17 protein-coding genes are annotated in these 14,850 nt (G+C 74.4%); 13 read left to right on the top strand and 4 right to left on the bottom strand.

Translation table 11 applies throughout. The features are described 5' to 3' along the window. Nucleotides 1-37 precede the first annotated feature (37 nt). From ACFPL3_RS32130 to ACFPL3_RS32100, 7 genes are all read left to right on the top strand, one after another. A complete protein-coding gene (locus tag ACFPL3_RS32130) occupies nt 38-676 on the top strand; it encodes a riboflavin synthase (protein ID WP_343947175.1) in 639 nt (212 codons plus the stop codon). After that, nucleotides 673-1,971 (top strand): bifunctional 3,4-dihydroxy-2-butanone-4-phosphate synthase/GTP cyclohydrolase II, encoded by a 1,299-nt coding sequence (locus tag ACFPL3_RS32125; RefSeq protein ID WP_343947166.1) that lies wholly within the window; start codon nt 673-675, stop codon nt 1,969-1,971. Before ACFPL3_RS32130 ends, ACFPL3_RS32125 begins: the two co-directional genes overlap by 4 nt. A 16-nt stretch (nt 1,972-1,987) precedes the next feature. After that, entirely contained in the window at nt 1,988-2,467 is a 480-nt protein-coding gene (gene ribH / locus ACFPL3_RS32120) for a 6,7-dimethyl-8-ribityllumazine synthase (protein ID WP_343947165.1), read from the top strand. Between the two features lie 26 nt (nt 2,468-2,493). Beyond that, on the top strand, nt 2,494-2,946 hold the full coding sequence (locus tag ACFPL3_RS32115) for a PH domain-containing protein (protein WP_343947164.1): 453 nt from the start codon (nt 2,494-2,496) through the stop codon (nt 2,944-2,946). Between the two features lie 29 nt (nt 2,947-2,975). Beyond that, nucleotides 2,976-4,016, top strand: coding sequence for a beta/alpha barrel domain-containing protein (locus ACFPL3_RS32110; protein ID WP_343947163.1), 1,041 nt, complete (start codon nt 2,976-2,978; stop codon nt 4,014-4,016). 54 nt (nt 4,017-4,070) lie between these two features. After that, nucleotides 4,071-4,787: an HAD-IA family hydrolase gene (locus tag ACFPL3_RS32105; RefSeq protein ID WP_343947162.1), complete on the top strand. Its 717-nt coding sequence runs from the start codon at nt 4,071-4,073 to the stop codon at nt 4,785-4,787. 464 nt (nt 4,788-5,251) lie between these two features. Then, a complete protein-coding gene (locus ACFPL3_RS32100; RefSeq protein WP_343947161.1) occupies nt 5,252-5,617 on the top strand; it encodes a hypothetical protein in 366 nt (121 codons plus the stop codon). A gap of 149 nt (nt 5,618-5,766) precedes the next feature. Here the strand turns inward: ACFPL3_RS32100 and ACFPL3_RS32095 are convergent, their stop codons facing one another. After that, the gene (locus tag ACFPL3_RS32095) at nt 5,767-6,507 is read right to left on the bottom strand and encodes a DUF2786 domain-containing protein (RefSeq protein ID WP_343947160.1); all 741 of its coding nucleotides are present in this window, start codon (nt 6,505-6,507) and stop codon (nt 5,767-5,769) included. 152 nt (nt 6,508-6,659) lie between these two features. On the opposite strand from ACFPL3_RS32095, the gene uvrC reads away from it, so the two are divergent. From uvrC to whiA, 4 genes are all read left to right on the top strand, one after another. Further along, nucleotides 6,660-8,690, top strand: coding sequence for an excinuclease ABC subunit UvrC (gene uvrC / locus ACFPL3_RS32090; RefSeq protein ID WP_343947159.1), 2,031 nt, complete (start codon nt 6,660-6,662; stop codon nt 8,688-8,690). 65 nt (nt 8,691-8,755) lie between these two features. After that, the gene (gene rapZ, locus ACFPL3_RS32085) at nt 8,756-9,640 is read left to right on the top strand and encodes an RNase adapter RapZ (protein ID WP_343947174.1); all 885 of its coding nucleotides are present in this window, start codon (nt 8,756-8,758) and stop codon (nt 9,638-9,640) included. Beyond that, a complete protein-coding gene (locus ACFPL3_RS32080) occupies nt 9,637-10,734 on the top strand; it encodes a gluconeogenesis factor YvcK family protein (RefSeq protein WP_343947158.1) in 1,098 nt (365 codons plus the stop codon). Before rapZ ends, ACFPL3_RS32080 begins: the two co-directional genes overlap by 4 nt. Continuing rightward, nucleotides 10,725-11,708: a DNA-binding protein WhiA gene (gene whiA / locus ACFPL3_RS32075; protein WP_343947157.1), complete on the top strand. Its 984-nt coding sequence runs from the start codon at nt 10,725-10,727 to the stop codon at nt 11,706-11,708. The genes ACFPL3_RS32080 and whiA overlap by 10 nt, the downstream gene beginning before the upstream one ends. On the opposite strand, the gene ACFPL3_RS32070 is transcribed toward whiA, so the two are convergent. The 3 genes from ACFPL3_RS32070 to ACFPL3_RS32060 are packed head-to-tail and all read right to left on the bottom strand — an operon-like array spanning nt 11,680 to nt 13,935. Beyond that, nucleotides 11,680-12,492, bottom strand: coding sequence for a methyltransferase domain-containing protein (locus ACFPL3_RS32070; RefSeq protein WP_343947156.1), 813 nt, complete (start codon nt 12,490-12,492; stop codon nt 11,680-11,682). The genes whiA and ACFPL3_RS32070 overlap by 29 nt on opposite strands. After that, complete coding sequence (locus ACFPL3_RS32065; RefSeq protein WP_343947155.1) at nt 12,489-13,055, bottom strand: dihydrofolate reductase family protein; 567 nt, start codon at nt 13,053-13,055, stop codon at nt 12,489-12,491. Before ACFPL3_RS32065 ends, ACFPL3_RS32070 begins: the two co-directional genes overlap by 4 nt. Before the next feature lie 22 nt (nt 13,056-13,077). Next, complete coding sequence (locus tag ACFPL3_RS32060; protein ID WP_343947154.1) at nt 13,078-13,935, bottom strand: AraC family transcriptional regulator; 858 nt, start codon at nt 13,933-13,935, stop codon at nt 13,078-13,080. Nucleotides 13,936-14,003: 68 nt separating this feature from the next. On the opposite strand from ACFPL3_RS32060, the gene ACFPL3_RS32055 reads away from it, so the two are divergent. Beyond that, the gene (locus ACFPL3_RS32055; RefSeq protein WP_343947153.1) at nt 14,004-14,585 is read left to right on the top strand and encodes an O-methyltransferase; all 582 of its coding nucleotides are present in this window, start codon (nt 14,004-14,006) and stop codon (nt 14,583-14,585) included. A gap of 102 nt (nt 14,586-14,687) precedes the next feature. After that, nucleotides 14,688-14,850 (top strand): glyceraldehyde 3-phosphate dehydrogenase NAD-binding domain-containing protein (locus ACFPL3_RS32050; protein ID WP_379590037.1); only part of this gene is annotated, 163 nt, incomplete at its 3' end.

Here is a 14,850-nt window from a genome sequence, read left to right as displayed (position 1 = left end):
TGCGGAAGGCGGCCGGGTGGGAAAGGGGATGGCGGGGATGTTCACGGGGATCGTCGAGGAGATCGGCGAGGTGGTCGAGGTGCGGGAGGACGCGGACGTCGTGCGGTTCACCGTGCGCGGGCGCACGGTCACCTCCGACGCGCACCACGGCGACTCGATCGCCGTCAACGGGGTGTGCCTCACGGTCATCGACCCGGACGGCAGCACGGACGGCACGTTCTCCGTCGAGCTGGTGCCCGAGACGCTCAAGCGCTCGAGCCTCTCGGCCGTGGTGGCGGGCACCCGGGTGAACCTGGAGCGGGCGGTGCCGGTGAACGGGAGGCTGGGCGGCCACATCGTGCAGGGGCACGTCGACGGCGTGGCCACGCTGCTGTCGCGCACCCCCGGTGAGCGCACGGACGAGCTGCGCTTCAGCCTCGCGCCCGACCTCGCCCGCTACGTCGTGGAGAAGGGCTCCATCACCGTCGACGGCGTCTCGCTCACCGTCGCGGGCGTGACGGCCGACACGTTCACTGTGGCGCTCATCCCTACGACGTTGTCGCACACCACACTCGGAATCCGGCAGCCCGGGGATACCGTGAACCTGGAGGTCGACGTGGTGGCGAAGTACGTCGAGCGGTTGACGGCGGGGTACGGCAGGGCCCCGTCGGCGCACGAGGAGGCCGGGGCCCGATGAGTGCAGGTGCGGAGGACGGGTCGGCGCAGCCGGTCACGACCGCCGGTTTCGAGACGATCGAGCGCGCGATCGCCGATCTGAAGGCCGGCAAGCCGATCGTCGTGGTCGACGACGAGGACCGCGAGAACGAGGGCGACCTGATCTTCGCGGCCGAGATGGCCACACCGGAGCTCGTGTCGTTCATGGTGCGTTACACCTCCGGGTACATCTGCGTGGCGCTCACCGAGGCGGAGTGCGACCGGCTGGACCTCCCGCCCATGCACCACACCAACGCCGACAGCTTCCGCACCGCGTTCACGGTCACCGTCGACGCGCGCACCGGCATCACCACCGGCATCTCCGCGGCCGACCGGGCCCACACCATCCGGCTGCTCGCGGGGTCCGAGACCGAGGCCACCGACCTGGTGCGCCCCGGCCACGTGCTGCCCCTGCGCGCTCGCGAGGGCGGCGTGCTGCGCCGCCCGGGCCACACCGAGGCGGCCGTCGACCTCGCCCGGCTCGCCGGGCTGGCCCAGGCGGGCGCGCTCTGCGAGATCGTGTCCCAGAAGGACGACGGCGACATGGCACGGGGCGACGAGCTGGCCGTGTTCGCCTCCGACCACGACCTCACCCTGATCACGATCGCCGACCTGATCGCCTACCGGCGCCGCTTCGAGAAGCACGTGGTGCGCGTGGCGCAGGCCCGCATCCCCACCGACCACGGCGACTTCATCGCCTACGGCTACGACTCCCTGCTCGACGGCATCGAGCACATCGCGATGGTCCGCGGCGACGTCGCCACCCCGGAGGGCGACGGCGAGGACGTGCTGGTGCGCGTGCACTCCGAGTGCCTCACCGGCGACGTCATGGGCTCGCTGCGCTGCGACTGCGGCCCACAGCTCGACGCCGCGCTCGCCGCGGTGGCCGCCGAGGGCCGCGGGGTGGTGCTGTACATGCGCGGGCACGAGGGCCGGGGGATCGGCCTGCTGCACAAGCTGCAGGCCTACCAGCTGCAGGAGGCCGGCGCCGACACCGTCGACGCCAACCTCGCGCTCGGGCTGCCCGCCGACGCCCGCGACTACGGCACCGGCGCGCAGATCCTCGCCGACCTCGGCATCAAGTCCATGCGCCTGCTCACCAACAACCCCGACAAGCGGGCCGGGCTCGAGGGCTACGGCCTCACGATCACCGGCCGGGTGCCGCTGCCGGTGCGCGCCCACCGGGAGAACCTGCGGTACCTGCGCACCAAGCGCGACCGCATGGGGCATGATCTCCCCGATCTGGGCGACGTGCTGGCGGACAGCACCGGCTCCTGAACTCTGGAGGGGATCGATGAGCGGCGAGGGCCGTCCGGCGGCGGAGGTGCCCGACGCGGCGGGGCTGCGGGTGGCCGTCGCGGCCACCACGTGGCACGCGGACATCGTGGACGTGCTCCTGGAGCGCGCGCTCGCCACCGCGGAGCGCGCGGGCGTGGAGACGCCCACGGTGGTGCGGGTGCCGGGCACGGTGGAGCTGCCCGTGGTGTGCCAGCAGCTCGCCGGGAGCCACGACGCCGTGGTGGCGCTGGGCGTGGTGATCCGGGGTGGCACCCCGCACTTCGAGTACGTGTGCGACGCGGTCACGGCCGGCCTCACCCGGGTGGCGCTCGACGAGCGCACCCCGGTGGGCAACGGCGTGCTCACCTGCGACACGCGCGAGCAGGCCGTCGACCGCTCCGGTGCCCCCGGCTCGGCCGAGGACAAGGGCGAGGAGGCCTGCGTCGCGGCGCTGCGCACCGCGCTCGTGCTGCGTGACCTGAGGGCCGGGCGGTGAGCGGGCAGAACGGTACGGTGGGCGCCGTGTCCGCCCCGGAACAGGACGTCGTGGTGGTGCGCCCCCGCAAGGTGCTGATCGCCGCCGTCACGGGCGCGGTGCTGATCGTGGGCCTCTTCGTCGCGATCGCCGTGGTGCTGCGCACCGTCCAGACCGGGGTGTTCTTCCGATTCGCCGACCAGGTGGCGCTGGTGCTGCTCGGGCTGTTCATCGCCGGTGGCCTGCTGCTGGTGGCCCGCCCGCGGGTGCGCGCCGACACAGAGGGCATCGAGGTGCGCAACATCCTGCTCACCCGGTACCTGCCGTGGTCGCTCGTGGAGCGGGTGGCGTTCCCCGACGGCGCCTCCTGGGCCCGCCTGGACCTGCCCGACGACGAGTACCTGCCGGTGCTGGCCATCCAGGCCGTCGACGGCGAGCGGGCGGTGGAGGCCATCGCCAAGGTGCGCGCGCTGCACGCCCGCCACCGGTCGTCGTCCTGACGCCGCAGGTCGCACGTAGCATCAGAGCCGTGCTGCGCTCCCGCGAGACGAGTTCCCCTCCCGCCCCGGCCGCATCGGACGCCGACGGTGTCCGGTTGGGCGACATCGTGCTCCGCAACCGCCTGGTCACCTCGTCGAGCCTGCTCGGGTACGGCGTGGCCAACAACCCGCTCATGCCTTACGGCATGAGCCCGGTGTCCCTCTTCGTACCGCTGGAGGAGTTCGGGGCCGTCACCACCCGCACGCTCACGGTCGAGCCGCGGGAGGGGCACTTCACCACCCGCGACGACTGGTCGCCCGCGGAGCTGCCCGGGCTCCTGCGGCGCTACGGCACCGTGCTGCGCGGCACCGACAGCGGCTTCCTCAACGCCTTCGGCTGGTGCAACGTCGGCATCGAGGCCTACCTGCGCGACTACTACCCCCGCACCCGCGACCAGCGCACGATCATCTCCCTCGGCGGGTTCTCCGCCGAGGAGTTCGTGACGCTCGTGGACCGCGTGAACGCCGCGGTGCCGGCCGGCGACATCGCCGCCGTCGAGTTCAACGTGAGCTGCCACAACGTCAACTTCGACTTCACCACGATCCTGCAGGACGTGCTCGACCAGGCCGTGCCCCGCAGCAACCACCCGGTGATCCTCAAGCTCTCGCCGGACTACGACTACCTGCGCAACGCCCAACAGGCGCAGCGGGCCGGCGTGTCGGCGCTCACGGCGATCAACACCGTCAAGGCGCTGCGGCTCGACCCGCGCACCGGCCGCCCCTGGCTCGCCAACCGCTACGGAGGGCTGTCCGGCCGCGCGATCAAGCCGATCGCCCTGCGCGTGGTGAGCGAGCTGCGCGACGCGGGCGTCACGCTCCCGATCATCGGCACCGGCGGCATCCGCACCGTGGACGACTGCCGCGAGTACTTCTGGGCGGGCGCCGACGCGGTGAGCCTCGGGAGCGCGACCTGGCTGGCGAGCTACCCGGGGTACGCTCTCGCACCACTGCGGGCGCTGCGCGTTCGGCGCGTGCTGCGAGCCGTTCGGCGCTACTCAACGCTGCCGAATCGCGACACCCCGTTGCGCTGAGCGACGATCTTCGCCCGGACGGGTGTCCGCCGGAGCAAGCCAGGGGAGGATCCGATGACGATCACGTCGGGTGCGGTCGCCACCACCGGGGTGCGTGCTCCCGGTCGCCGGCCTCGCGCCGTGCTGTTCGACGTGTTCGAGACGATGCTGCAGGTCGATGCCCTGCGCTCGCGCTTCGTGGACGTGGGGCGCCCCGAGCACGAATGCGCGCTCTTCTTCGCCAGCACGCTGCGTGACGGCATGGCCCACACCCTCGCCGGTGCCGTGCGCCCGTTCGGTGAGGTGGCCCGCGCCGCGCTGCGCACCACCACCGGCCACACCCTGTCCGACGAGGCGGTGGAGCACGTGATCGCCGGGTTCCGCGAGCTGCCGCCGCACCCGGACGTCGAGCCGGCGCTGATGGCGCTGGCCCGCGCGCGGATCCCCGCGTTCGGCTTCACCCACGGCACGGAGTCGGCGGCCTGCGACGCGCTCGACGGCGCGGGCCTGCGCACCTACCTGCGCGACGTGTTCTCCACCGAGCAGATCGGGTCGTTCAAGCCGCCCGCCCGCGTCTACCACTGGGCCTGCCAGCGCGTGGAGCTGCCGCCGGAGAAGGTGGCCCTGGTGGCCGCCCACTCCTGGGACGTGCACGGCGCCGTGCGCGCCGGGCTGATCGGCGGCCTCGCCACGCGCCTGGAGGGCGCGGTGCCCGACGTGGTGGAGCGCCCCCACGTGGTGGCCGAGCGGCTCGACGCGGTGGTGGAGCGGCTCATCGCCCTGCCGGTCTGACCAGGCTGCTCCCCGCGAGCCGTACGCCCTGGTCGTTGTGACCGCGCTGGTGTGCGGCTCACCCTGATCCCCGGAAGGTCAGCAGTACCCCGGCGTTGTGGTGACCGCGTTGATGTGCGGCTCGGGCCCGGGAGGCTGTCGGTTTGGGGCACGTGCCTCCCGCCCGACGCCTGGGCCACGAGTCGTACGCCCTGGTGGTGGTGGGTGCCATCGTGTGCGGCTCGGCGCGGGTCCCCGGGCCGCGGGGTCGGTGATCCGCGCGAGCCGTACGTCCCGGTCGTGGCCGATGCGCGGCCGGCTCGGGTCTCCGAAGGTCAGCAGCACGCCGCGGTCGTGGTGGCCACGCTGGTGCACGGCTCGGCGCCGGCGGCTGCCGCTGGGCGTCCCCGGCCGGCTGTGCGGCGGGTGACGTGCTGTCGCCAGCCTGCGCGAGCCGTACTCCACGGTTGTGGCGGAGCCGTGCCGTGCGGCTCGTGCCGGATGTCGATGGTCAGCAGCACGCGGCGGTGGTGGTGGCCGCATCGGTGTACGGCTCGGACGGGCGGCGCGCGGGTCGCACGTGCGATCGGGTGAGCCGGCGGTGGGGCGCTGCCGCCGGTTTTGCTGGGCCGGCGCATGCCGCCGAGGCCTCGACCGCCCGCGACAGGACGACGGCCGGGACGAGCCGTACGCCACGGTCGTGGGAAAGCCGTACCGTGCGGCTCGTGCCGAATCTCGATGGTCAGCAGCACGTGGCAGTGGTGGTGGCCGCTCTGGTGTACGGCTCGGCGCCGAGGGCTGCCGCTGGGCCTGCGCGACCGGCTGTGGGGCGGGTTGACGTGTCGCCGTGAGCCCGGGCGAGCCGTACTTCACAGTCGTGGCGGAGCCCTGCCGTACGGCTCGTCCCGGATGTTGAAGGTCAGCAGTACGCAGCGGTCGTGGTGAGCGACCTGGCGTACGGCTCGCGCTGCTCACCGACAGCACCGACACCCGCGTGCTCTCATGCCCCGAGCGCCTGCCGCCTGCCCGTCGCGAGCCTGCCACCGCCGAGGTCTGCCCGCTGCCCCGCGAGGGCGCCGGCCGCGCGGCCGGACCCGGACAGGACGCTGGGCCGCAGCGTGGCCAGGCGCGGGTAGGTGGAGGCGAACTCCTCGTCGACGCGGCGGCGGCGGTCGGCGAGCACCAGGGCGACGCCGGGGTGGTGCGGACCTGCGGGTTCGGCGCGGGCCTGCGCGGCCCGCTCCTCGGCCTCGACGAGGCGGCGGTGGACCTGCGCGGCGAAGCCCTCGAGCCATGAGCGCCGGTAGGCGGCCACCGACTCGCCGGGCCGGGGTGGTCGCACCCGGACGAGCTGCGTGGTGGCCTGCAGGAGGAGCGAGGTGTAGAGCACCTCCACGCGTTCGCGGTCGGATGCGTGGCCGAACACCGTGACGGCGGCGACCTTGCCGCCCCACGCCCCGTGCAGCACCCACCGGCAGCGCAGTGCCGCGGCCGTCCAGCCCAGGAGGCGGGCCTTGCCGGCGCTGTAGGGATCCTGCATCGCGATGCGCATCGGGCCGATGCCGTCGCGCCCGGGCTCGGCGGTGGCGAGCAGCGCGGCGTCGATGCCGTGGCGCGCCATCAGCTCGACGGCCTTGGCCGTGTAGACCTCGGCCTCGGCCGGGGTGGCGGCGCGCTCGGCCTTGGCGAGCAGCTTGCGGACGGTGGCGAGCTTGGCGGTGCCCGGCGCTTCAGTGATCATGAGGACCTCCCGGATCGAACGGGTGTTCGTATGGGGGAGATGTAATCACGGGGCGGCGACAGTTCCGGTCGGCGCCTACACCACGGCCGCGACGCGCCGGGAGGGCGGGCCCGCCCGGGCGTGTCGCGCCGCGGTCCTACCCTGGAGGAGCCATGCGCGATCCCGCCTCGAACGACCCTTCCCGGTACCGTCCGGCGCCCGGTTCCATCCCGGAGGCGCCCGGCGTGTACCGGTTCTCCGACCCGCACGGGCGCGTGATCTACGTCGGCAAGGCCAAGAGCCTGCGGCAGCGGCTGAACTCCTACTTCGCCGACATCACGGGGTTGCACCCGCGCACCCGCCAGATGGTCACCACCGCGGCCGGGGTCGAGTGGACGGTGGTCACCACCGAGGTCGAGGCGCTGCAGCTCGAGTACAACTGGATCAAGGAGTTCGACCCGCGGTTCAACGTCCGCTACCGCGACGACAAGACCTACCCGGTGCTCGCGGCCACGATGAACGAGGAGTTCCCGCGGCTGCACGTCTACCGCGGGCCGCGGCGCAAGGGTGTGCGGTACTTCGGGCCCTACGCCCACGCGTGGGCCATCCGGGAGACGCTCGACCTGCTGCTGCGGGTGTTCCCGGCCCGCACGTGCAGCGGCGGGGTGTTCAAGCGCCACGGCCAGATCGGGCGGCCCTGCCTGCTGGGCTACATCGACAAGTGCTCGGCGCCGTGCGTCGGGCGGGTCGACGCCGACGAGCACCGGGCGATCGTCGAGGACTTCTGCGACTTCCTGTCCGGCCGCACCGACCACCTGGTGCGCCAGCTGGAGCGCAAGATGGCCGAGGCGTCCGAGCAGCTGGAGTTCGAGCGGGCCGCGCGGCTGCGTGACGACATCGGCGCGCTGCGCCGGGCCATGGAGAAGCAGGCCGTGGTGCTGGGCGACGGCACCGACGCCGACGTCGTCGCCTTCGCCGAGGACGAGCTCGAGGCCGCGGTGCAGGTGTTCCACGTGCGCGGCGGGCGGGTGCGCGGCCAGCGCGGGTGGGTGATCGACAAGGTGGAACCCACCGACACCGCGCAGCTGGTGGAGCGTTTCCTCACCCAGTTCTACGGCGAGCAGGCCGCCCTGGCCGGCTCCGCGGACGACGCCACGCAGCCGGTGCCGCGCGAGATCCTCGTGCCCGAGCTGCCCGGCGATGCGGAGTCGATCACCGAGTGGCTGTCGGGGCTGCGCGGGTCGCGGGTGCGGCTGCGGGTGCCCCAGCGCGGCGACAAGCGTGCGCTCGCCGACACGGTGGCGCGCAACGCTGCGGAGGCGTTCACCCAGCACAAGCTGCGGCGGGCGGGCGACCTGACGGCGCGCTCGGCCGCGCTCCAGGAGATCCAGGACGCGCTCGGGCTCGACAGTGCGCCGCTGCGCATCGAGTGCGTCGACGTGAGCCACGTGCAGGGCAGCAACGTCGTGGCCTCGCTGGTGGTGTTCGAGGACGGGCTGGCCCGCAAGTCGGAGTACCGCCGGTTCGAGATCCGCGGCGGGGCCGAGGGCGGTGACGTCGCGGCGATCGCCGAGGTGGTGCGCCGCCGCTTCCGCCGCTACCTCGCCGAGACCTCCGGTGACGGTAACGGTGACGCCGCCCCCGGCGAGTCCGGTGAGGTCAACGCTTCCGATCCGGCCGATCACCGCCCGGGGATCGACCCCGAGACCGGTCGCCCCCGCAAGTTCGCCTACCCGCCGAACCTGCTGGTCGTCGACGGTGGCCAGCCGCAGGTGGAGGCCGCGGCCGACGTGCTCGCCGAACTCGGCGTCACCGACGTCGCGGTCTGCGGGCTGGCGAAGCGGTTGGAGGAGGTGTGGGTGCCCGCGGAACCCGACCCGGTGATCCTCTCGCGCACCAGCGAGGGCCTCTACCTGCTGCAGCGCGTCCGCGACGAGGCGCACCGGTTCGCCATCACCTACCACCGGCAGCGTCGTTCGCAGAGCATGGTGGCTTCCGAGCTCGACGGCGTGCCCGGGCTCGGCCCGGCCCGCCGTGCGGCGCTGCTGAAGCACTTCGGGTCGTTGCGCAAGATCAAGGCCGCGGGTGTGGACGAGATCGCAGCCCTGCCCGGGTTCGGCCCGCGCACGGCGGCGGCGGTGCTCGGGGCGTTGAACGGCCGGGCGGACGAGGAACCGGCCACGGCCGGGCAGGAGGTCCGGTGACTGGGGGATCGGTGACGCACGGCGCTGCGGGGGACGACACGGCGAGCCGGGGCGCGCGGGGCGGTGTGATCGCGGGCTCGGAGCCGCCGGGCATCGAGGTCACGCTGGTCAGCGGGCTGTCCGGGGCGGGCCGCAGCACCGCGGCGAAGGTGCTGGAGGACCTGGGCTGGTTCGTCGTCGACAACCTCCCCCCGGAACTGATCGCCACGATGGTCGACCTGGGCGCGCGTGCCCGCGGCGAGATCACGCGCATCGCGGTGGTCATGGACGTGCGCAGCCGCGCGTTCACCGCCGACCTCGGCGCGGTCATCAAGGACCTGGACGCCCGCGGCTACAAACCGCGGCTGCTGTTCCTGGAGGCGTCCGACGCGGTGCTGGTGCGCCGGTTCGAGCAGGTGCGCCGCAGCCACCCGCTGCAGGGCGACGGCCGACTGGTGGACGGCATCGCCGCCGAGCGCGAGCTGCTCACCCCGCTGCGGGAGAACGCCGACCTGGTGGTCGACACCTCCACCGTGGCCGTGCCGCAGCTGCGCGCCACGCTCGAGCGCGCGTTCGGCACCGAGACCGCGCAGGTCACGCGGGTCACGCTGGTGTCGTTCGGCTTCAAGTACGGGCTGCCGATGGACTCCGACCTCGTCGTGGACGTCCGGTTCCTGCCCAACCCGTACTGGATCCCCGAGCTGCGCGACTGGACCGGCCGCGACGAGCAGGTGCGTGACTACGTACTCAGCCAGGACGGCGCCGAGGAGTTCATCAGCCGCTACCTGGAGCTGCTGCGGCTGGTCGGCGCCGGGTACCGGCGCGAGGGCAAGCGCTACCTCACGGTGGCCGTGGGGTGCACCGGCGGCAAGCACCGCAGCGTGGCGATCAGCGAGGAGATGGCGCGGCGGCTCGCCGACTCGGAGGGGATCACGGTGAACGTGACCCACCGCGACCTGGGGCGCGAATGACCGGGCCGCGCCCCGGGGCGCGCACGGGGTCGGCGGTGGCGCTGGGCGGCGGGCACGGCCTGCACGCCACGCTGTCGGCGTTGCGGAGGCTCACCGACGACGTCACGGCCGTGGTCACGGTCGCCGACGACGGCGGCTCGTCCGGGCGGCTGCGGCGGGAGCTGGGGCTGCTCCCGCCCGGTGACCTGCGGATGGCGCTCGCCGCGCTGGCCGCCGACGACGACTCGGGGCGCCGGTGGGGGCAGCTCGTGCAGCACCGCTTCGGCGGCACCGGCGCGCTCGCCGGGCACGCGGTCGGCAACCTGCTGCTCGCGGGGCTGATGGAGGTGCTCGGCGACCCGGTCGCCGCCCTCGACGAGATGGGGGCGTTGCTGGGGCTGCGCGGCCGGGTGCTGCCCATGAGCTGCGACCCCCTCGACATCGAGGCCGAGGTCACCGGCCTCGGATCCAACGGCGCGCTCATCCGCGGGCAGGTCGCGGTGGCGTCCACCCCGGGCCGCGTGCAGCGGGTGTGGCTGCGCCCGGACCGGCCGCGGGCGTGCGCGGAGGCACTCGATGCGGTGAAAGCCGCGGACGTTCTACTGCTCGGTCCGGGGTCCTGGTTCACCAGCGTGATCCCCCACCTCCTGGTGCCGGAACTGCGAGAAGCGCTGATCACGTCGCCTGCGCGGCGCATCGTCGTGCTGAACCTGGCCCCCGAACCGGGGGAGACCGCCGGGTTCTCCCCCGAGCAGCACCTCGCCGTACTCTCGCAGCACGCCCCGGAGCTGCGGGTCGACGCGGTGATCGCCGACGTCGCCGCCGTCCCGGTGCCCGAGCGGTTGCGGCAGACGGCCGCAGCCATGCTCGCCCCCGGAGGCAGGGTCCACCTGGCGCCGGTCGCCGCGGCCGATCCCGCGGTGCCGCGCCACGACCCCGCCGCGCTGGCCGACGCCCTCGGCGTCGTGCTGGCGGAACTCGGCACCGTGCAGCACCCCGCTGGGGGCGCCACGGAGCCGGATACGCACACCGGGCCCGATGCGCACACCGGGCCCGCTCCGCACGGGTCCGTACCCGGGGGGCAGGAAACGAGGAGGGCGAACCCATGGCGATGACCGCCGCGGTCAAGGACGAGCTGTCGAGGCTCGTCGTCACGAAGCCGTGCTGCCGTCGGGCGGAGGTCGCGGCGCTGCTGCGCTTCGCGGGCGGGTTGCACATCGTCGGCGGGCGCGTGGTGGTGGAGGCCGAGGTCGACACCGGTTCGGTGGCGCGGCGGCTGCGCCGCGAGATCCACGACCTCTACGGGCACACCTGCGAGGCGCACGTGATCAGCGCGGGCGGGCTGCGCCGCGGCGCGCGGTACGTGCTGCGGGTGGTGCGCGACGGCGAGGGTCTCGCGCGCCAGACCGGGCTGCTGGACGTCCGCGGCCGGCCGGTGCGCGGCCTGCCCCCGCCCGTGGTGTCCGGTGGGGTGTGCGACGCGGAGGCGGCGTGGCGCGGTGCGTTCCTCGCGCACGGCTCGCTCACCGAGCCCGGCCGCAGCTCGGCGCTGGAGGTCACATGCCCCGGTCAGGAGGCGGCGATGGCGCTGGTCGGGGCGGCGCGCCGGCTCGGCGTCACCGCGAAGTGGCGTGAGGTCCGGGGCGCCGACCGGGTGGTCGTGCGCGACGGCGACGCGATCAGCGCGCTGCTCACCCGGATGGGCGGGCACGACAGCGTGCTGGCGTGGGAGGAGCGGCGGATGCGCCGCGAGGTGCGGGCCACCGCCAACCGGCTCGCCAACTTCGACGACGCCAACCTGCGCCGCTCGGCGAGGGCGGCCGTTGCCGCCGCGGCGCGCGTGCAGCGGGCGCTGGAGATCCTCGGCGACGACGTTCCGGGCCACCTGCTGGCCGCGGGCAAGCTGCGGGTCGAGCACACCCAGGCATCGCTGGAGGAGCTGGGCCAGCTCGCCGACCCGCCGATGACGAAGGACGCCGTCGCGGGCCGCATCCGCCGCCTGCTGCACATGGCCGACAAGCGCGCCGCCGACCTCGGCATCCCCGACACCGACTCCGCGGTCACCCCGGAGATGCTGGAAGAGGCGTGACCGGCCGCCTGGCCAGGAAGACGTAGCGGTTGAGGCTGAAGAAGGCGGCGTCGCCCATCGAGGTGACGTCGTCCAGCCAGGCCCGCACGTCGGCCGTGTCGGTGCCGGGCCTGCCCTCGAGGTAGCCGGCGATCGTCCCGGCGTTCATCGCGCTGTAGGTGTGCGGGTCGTACCCGACGTTGAGCAGGGGGAGCACCTCGGCGCGGACGTCGGCGAACCCCGCAGCGCGCAGCGCCGGGCCGAGGGTGCGGGGCAGGTGCGGGTCGGCGAGGTGCTCGTCCCACGCGGCCAGGATCCGGGCGGTGCGGGCGGGGTCGCGGGAGTGCCAGACGATCGAGTCCCAGTCGGTGTCCAGCACGAGAACCCGCCCACCGGGCCGCAGCACGCGGTGGATCTCGGCCAGCGCGCCGGGCACGTCGGGGACGTACTCGAGCACCTGGGTGCAGACCGCGGCGTCGACGCTCGCGTCCGGGAGCGGGAGCGCGTCGGCCGAGCCGGGGGAGATCTCCACGGTCGCGGCGTCCGGCGGTCGCTGGCGCGCGGCGGCGAGCGCACGCATGCTCTCGCCGGGCTCGACGGCGTGCACGCGCCCGTCCGGGCCCACCTCGGCCGCCATCTCGACGGCGAGCAGACCGGGGCCGGCACCGATGTCCACGACGTGCTCCCCGGGCTGCAGGGCGAGCAGGCGCCGCACCTCGCGGCGCTGGCCGATGACGTCGGGCGTGGTGTAGACGGCCTCGAGCCGCCGCGCGCCGGCCTCGTCGAACGGCAGCATGCCGGTCATGCCGGCTTCCGCACGCGGTAGTGCAGGTGGGTGGCGTCCCGGCCCTGGAGCGTCCGGACCGGTTCGAGCTCGACGCGGCCGAGCGCGTCGAACAGGCGCCTGCCGCCGCCGAGCAGGACCGGCACGAGGTGGATCTCCAGCTCGTCGAGCTCACCGGCCCGTAGCAGGGCCTGCGCCGCACCGGCGCCGTGCACGAGAACGGTGCCGCCGTCCGCCGCGGAGCGGGCCAGCCGTGCGCACTCCACGACGTCGGTGACGAACCGCGCGCTGCCCGGCGGCACGTCGCCGTCGTCGGCGTGGTGGGTGAGGACGAAGATCGGGACGCCGTCGTGGTGGTCGCCCTGCCAGCGCCCGGCCAGCTCGAACGTGCGCCGCCCGGAGACCACCGCGCGGGTGGCGAGCGCCTCCTGGAAGACCTGCCCGTCCGGCCCGTCGGACAACCGGTGGTCCAGCCAGTTGAACAACCGGCCGCCGTCACGGCCCAGCTCCTGGCCCGGGCGGTCGTCGGGGCCCGCGATGAACCCGTCGAGCGACATGGACATGTAGAGCACCAGTCGGGACACGGATCTCCTCCGGGGCCGGGGGTCAGGAGGCCACCGGGGTGGTGGCCTGGGCCGCGCCGGGCAGCGCCTGCTGGTAGGAGGCGGCGTGGTCGTGCCCGCACGCGCAGGCCTGCGCGCTCTCCGCGAGGAACGCGCGCGGGGTCGTGCCGGCGAGCCGCACGCACTCGCGGGTGAGGTGGGCCTGGTCGGCGTAACCGGCCCGGACCGCGAGCCCGGCGAGCCCGTCGGGCGTGCGCCCGGCGGCGAACGCCTCCTGGGCCATCGCGAGGAAGCCCTGGAAGCGCAGCGTGCGGTGCAGCGCCTTGAGGCCGACGCCGGTGGCGGCCTGGCAGCGCCGCCGCAGCGTGCGTTCCGAGACCGACAGGAGACGGGGGAGCGCGGCGACGCCCGCGTCTCGCCCGGGCGCCAGCAATCGCACGGCCTCGCCGACGAGCGGGTCCGGGTCCGCGTCGGACCGGCGGGCGAGCACGGCGTGCTGGAGGGCGGCGAGCGCCACGCCGGGGGAACCGGCCGCGTCCACCCGGCCGGTGAGGACCGTGCCCGCCCGGCCCCACAGCGCGTCGACCGGCACCGTGCGGTCCACCAGCTCCGCCGGCGGGACGCCCAGCAGCGCGGCGGCCCCGGGGCGCAGCCGCACCCCGACGACGGTGGTGCCGGGCGCGAGCACCTCGGTGAGCGCGGTGGTCCGCGGTCCCGTGATGCAGGGTGCCCCGCCGAGGGTGCAGACGATCTCGGCGCCGCCGTGCGGCAGGTTCCGGTGCGGCTGGGCGGGGGCGCCCGCGGCGACCTCCTGGAGCCACACCGTCGCGACGACGTCGGCCAGCGCGGGCACGGGCAGCCGCTCGACGTAGCGCTGCCCCGGGGGATCCGCGGCGGGCATGCCTGCATCCTGCTCTGCGATGCGGTGCAGAGCCAAGACGGCGCACACGGCTCTGGCACGATCCCGGCGTGGATGACGCGGTTCGGGCGGTGATCGACCGGGTGGGGGACGCGGCGGCGCGGCACGACGCCGCGCAGGAGGACCGGCTCGACCGGTGGCGGGTGCTCGAACCGGATGCCGGCCGGTTCCTGTGGTTCCTCGTCCAGGCGGTCGGTGCCCGCACCGTGGTCGAGGTGGGCACGTCCCGCGGCGTGTCCACGCTCTGGCTCGCGGATGCGGTGCGCGCGACCGGCGGGCGGGTCGTCAGCGTCGACCCGGACGCCGAGGCTCAGCGCGCCGCCGCCGCGAACCTGGCCGAGGCGGGCCTGTCCGGGTACGCCGAGCTGCGTCCGGTCGACGGGGGTGCGGCCCTGGCCGAGCTGGGCGACGGCGAGGTCGACCTGCTCTTCCTCGACGCGGAGCGCACCGAGTACCCGTCGTGGTGGCCGCACCCGGTGCGCGTGCTGCGCGCGGGCGGGCTGCTCGTGGCGGACAACGCGCTGTCCCACCCGGGTGAGATCGCGCCCCTGGAGGCCCTGTGCCGGCGCGATCTGACCGCCGTCGCCACGATCGCCGTGGGCAAGGGAGAGCTGGTCGCGCGCCGTCCGTAGTCACCGGAATCGATACAGGGCCTCGCCGCCCCGAGCGCGAGCCCGCCGACTAGGGTTGACGGCGGTTCCAGACACGCGAGAGCGGTGACAGGAGGCGCGCACATGACCGTGCGGGTGGGCGTGAACGGGTTCGGTCGCATCGGCCGCAACTTCTGGCGGGCGGTGGACGCGCAGCGGGCGGCGGGCTCCACCGACATCGAGATCGTGGCGGTGAACGACATCACCGACAACGCCACGCTGGCCGGGCTGCTCAAGTACGACTCGA

It is taken from the genome of Pseudonocardia zijingensis, assembly GCF_042657305.1.
In the GTDB taxonomy this organism is placed as follows: Bacteria; Actinomycetota; Actinomycetes; order Mycobacteriales; family Pseudonocardiaceae; genus Pseudonocardia; species Pseudonocardia zijingensis.
Note: the sequence above shows the minus strand (reverse complement) of the source record. Positions and strands in the feature narration are given on the sequence as shown.

Coding starts and splice junctions, on each gene's coding strand:
- ACFPL3_RS32130 (WP_343947175.1), top strand. CDS start 38: ATGTTCACGGGGATCGTCGAGGAGATCGGCGAGGTGGTCGAGGTGCGG.
- ACFPL3_RS32125 (WP_343947166.1), top strand. CDS start 673: ATGAGTGCAGGTGCGGAGGACGGGTCGGCGCAGCCGGTCACGACCGCC.
- ribH (WP_343947165.1), top strand. CDS start 1,988: ATGAGCGGCGAGGGCCGTCCGGCGGCGGAGGTGCCCGACGCGGCGGGG.
- ACFPL3_RS32105 (WP_343947162.1), top strand. CDS start 4,071: ATGACGATCACGTCGGGTGCGGTCGCCACCACCGGGGTGCGTGCTCCC.
- ACFPL3_RS32095 (WP_343947160.1), bottom strand. CDS start 6,507: ATGATCACTGAAGCGCCGGGCACCGCCAAGCTCGCCACCGTCCGCAAG.
- uvrC (WP_343947159.1), top strand. CDS start 6,660: ATGCGCGATCCCGCCTCGAACGACCCTTCCCGGTACCGTCCGGCGCCC.
- ACFPL3_RS32080 (WP_343947158.1), top strand. CDS start 9,637: ATGACCGGGCCGCGCCCCGGGGCGCGCACGGGGTCGGCGGTGGCGCTG.
- whiA (WP_343947157.1), top strand. CDS start 10,725: ATGGCGATGACCGCCGCGGTCAAGGACGAGCTGTCGAGGCTCGTCGTC.
- ACFPL3_RS32070 (WP_343947156.1), bottom strand. CDS start 12,492: ATGACCGGCATGCTGCCGTTCGACGAGGCCGGCGCGCGGCGGCTCGAG.
- ACFPL3_RS32060 (WP_343947154.1), bottom strand. CDS start 13,935: ATGCCCGCCGCGGATCCCCCGGGGCAGCGCTACGTCGAGCGGCTGCCC.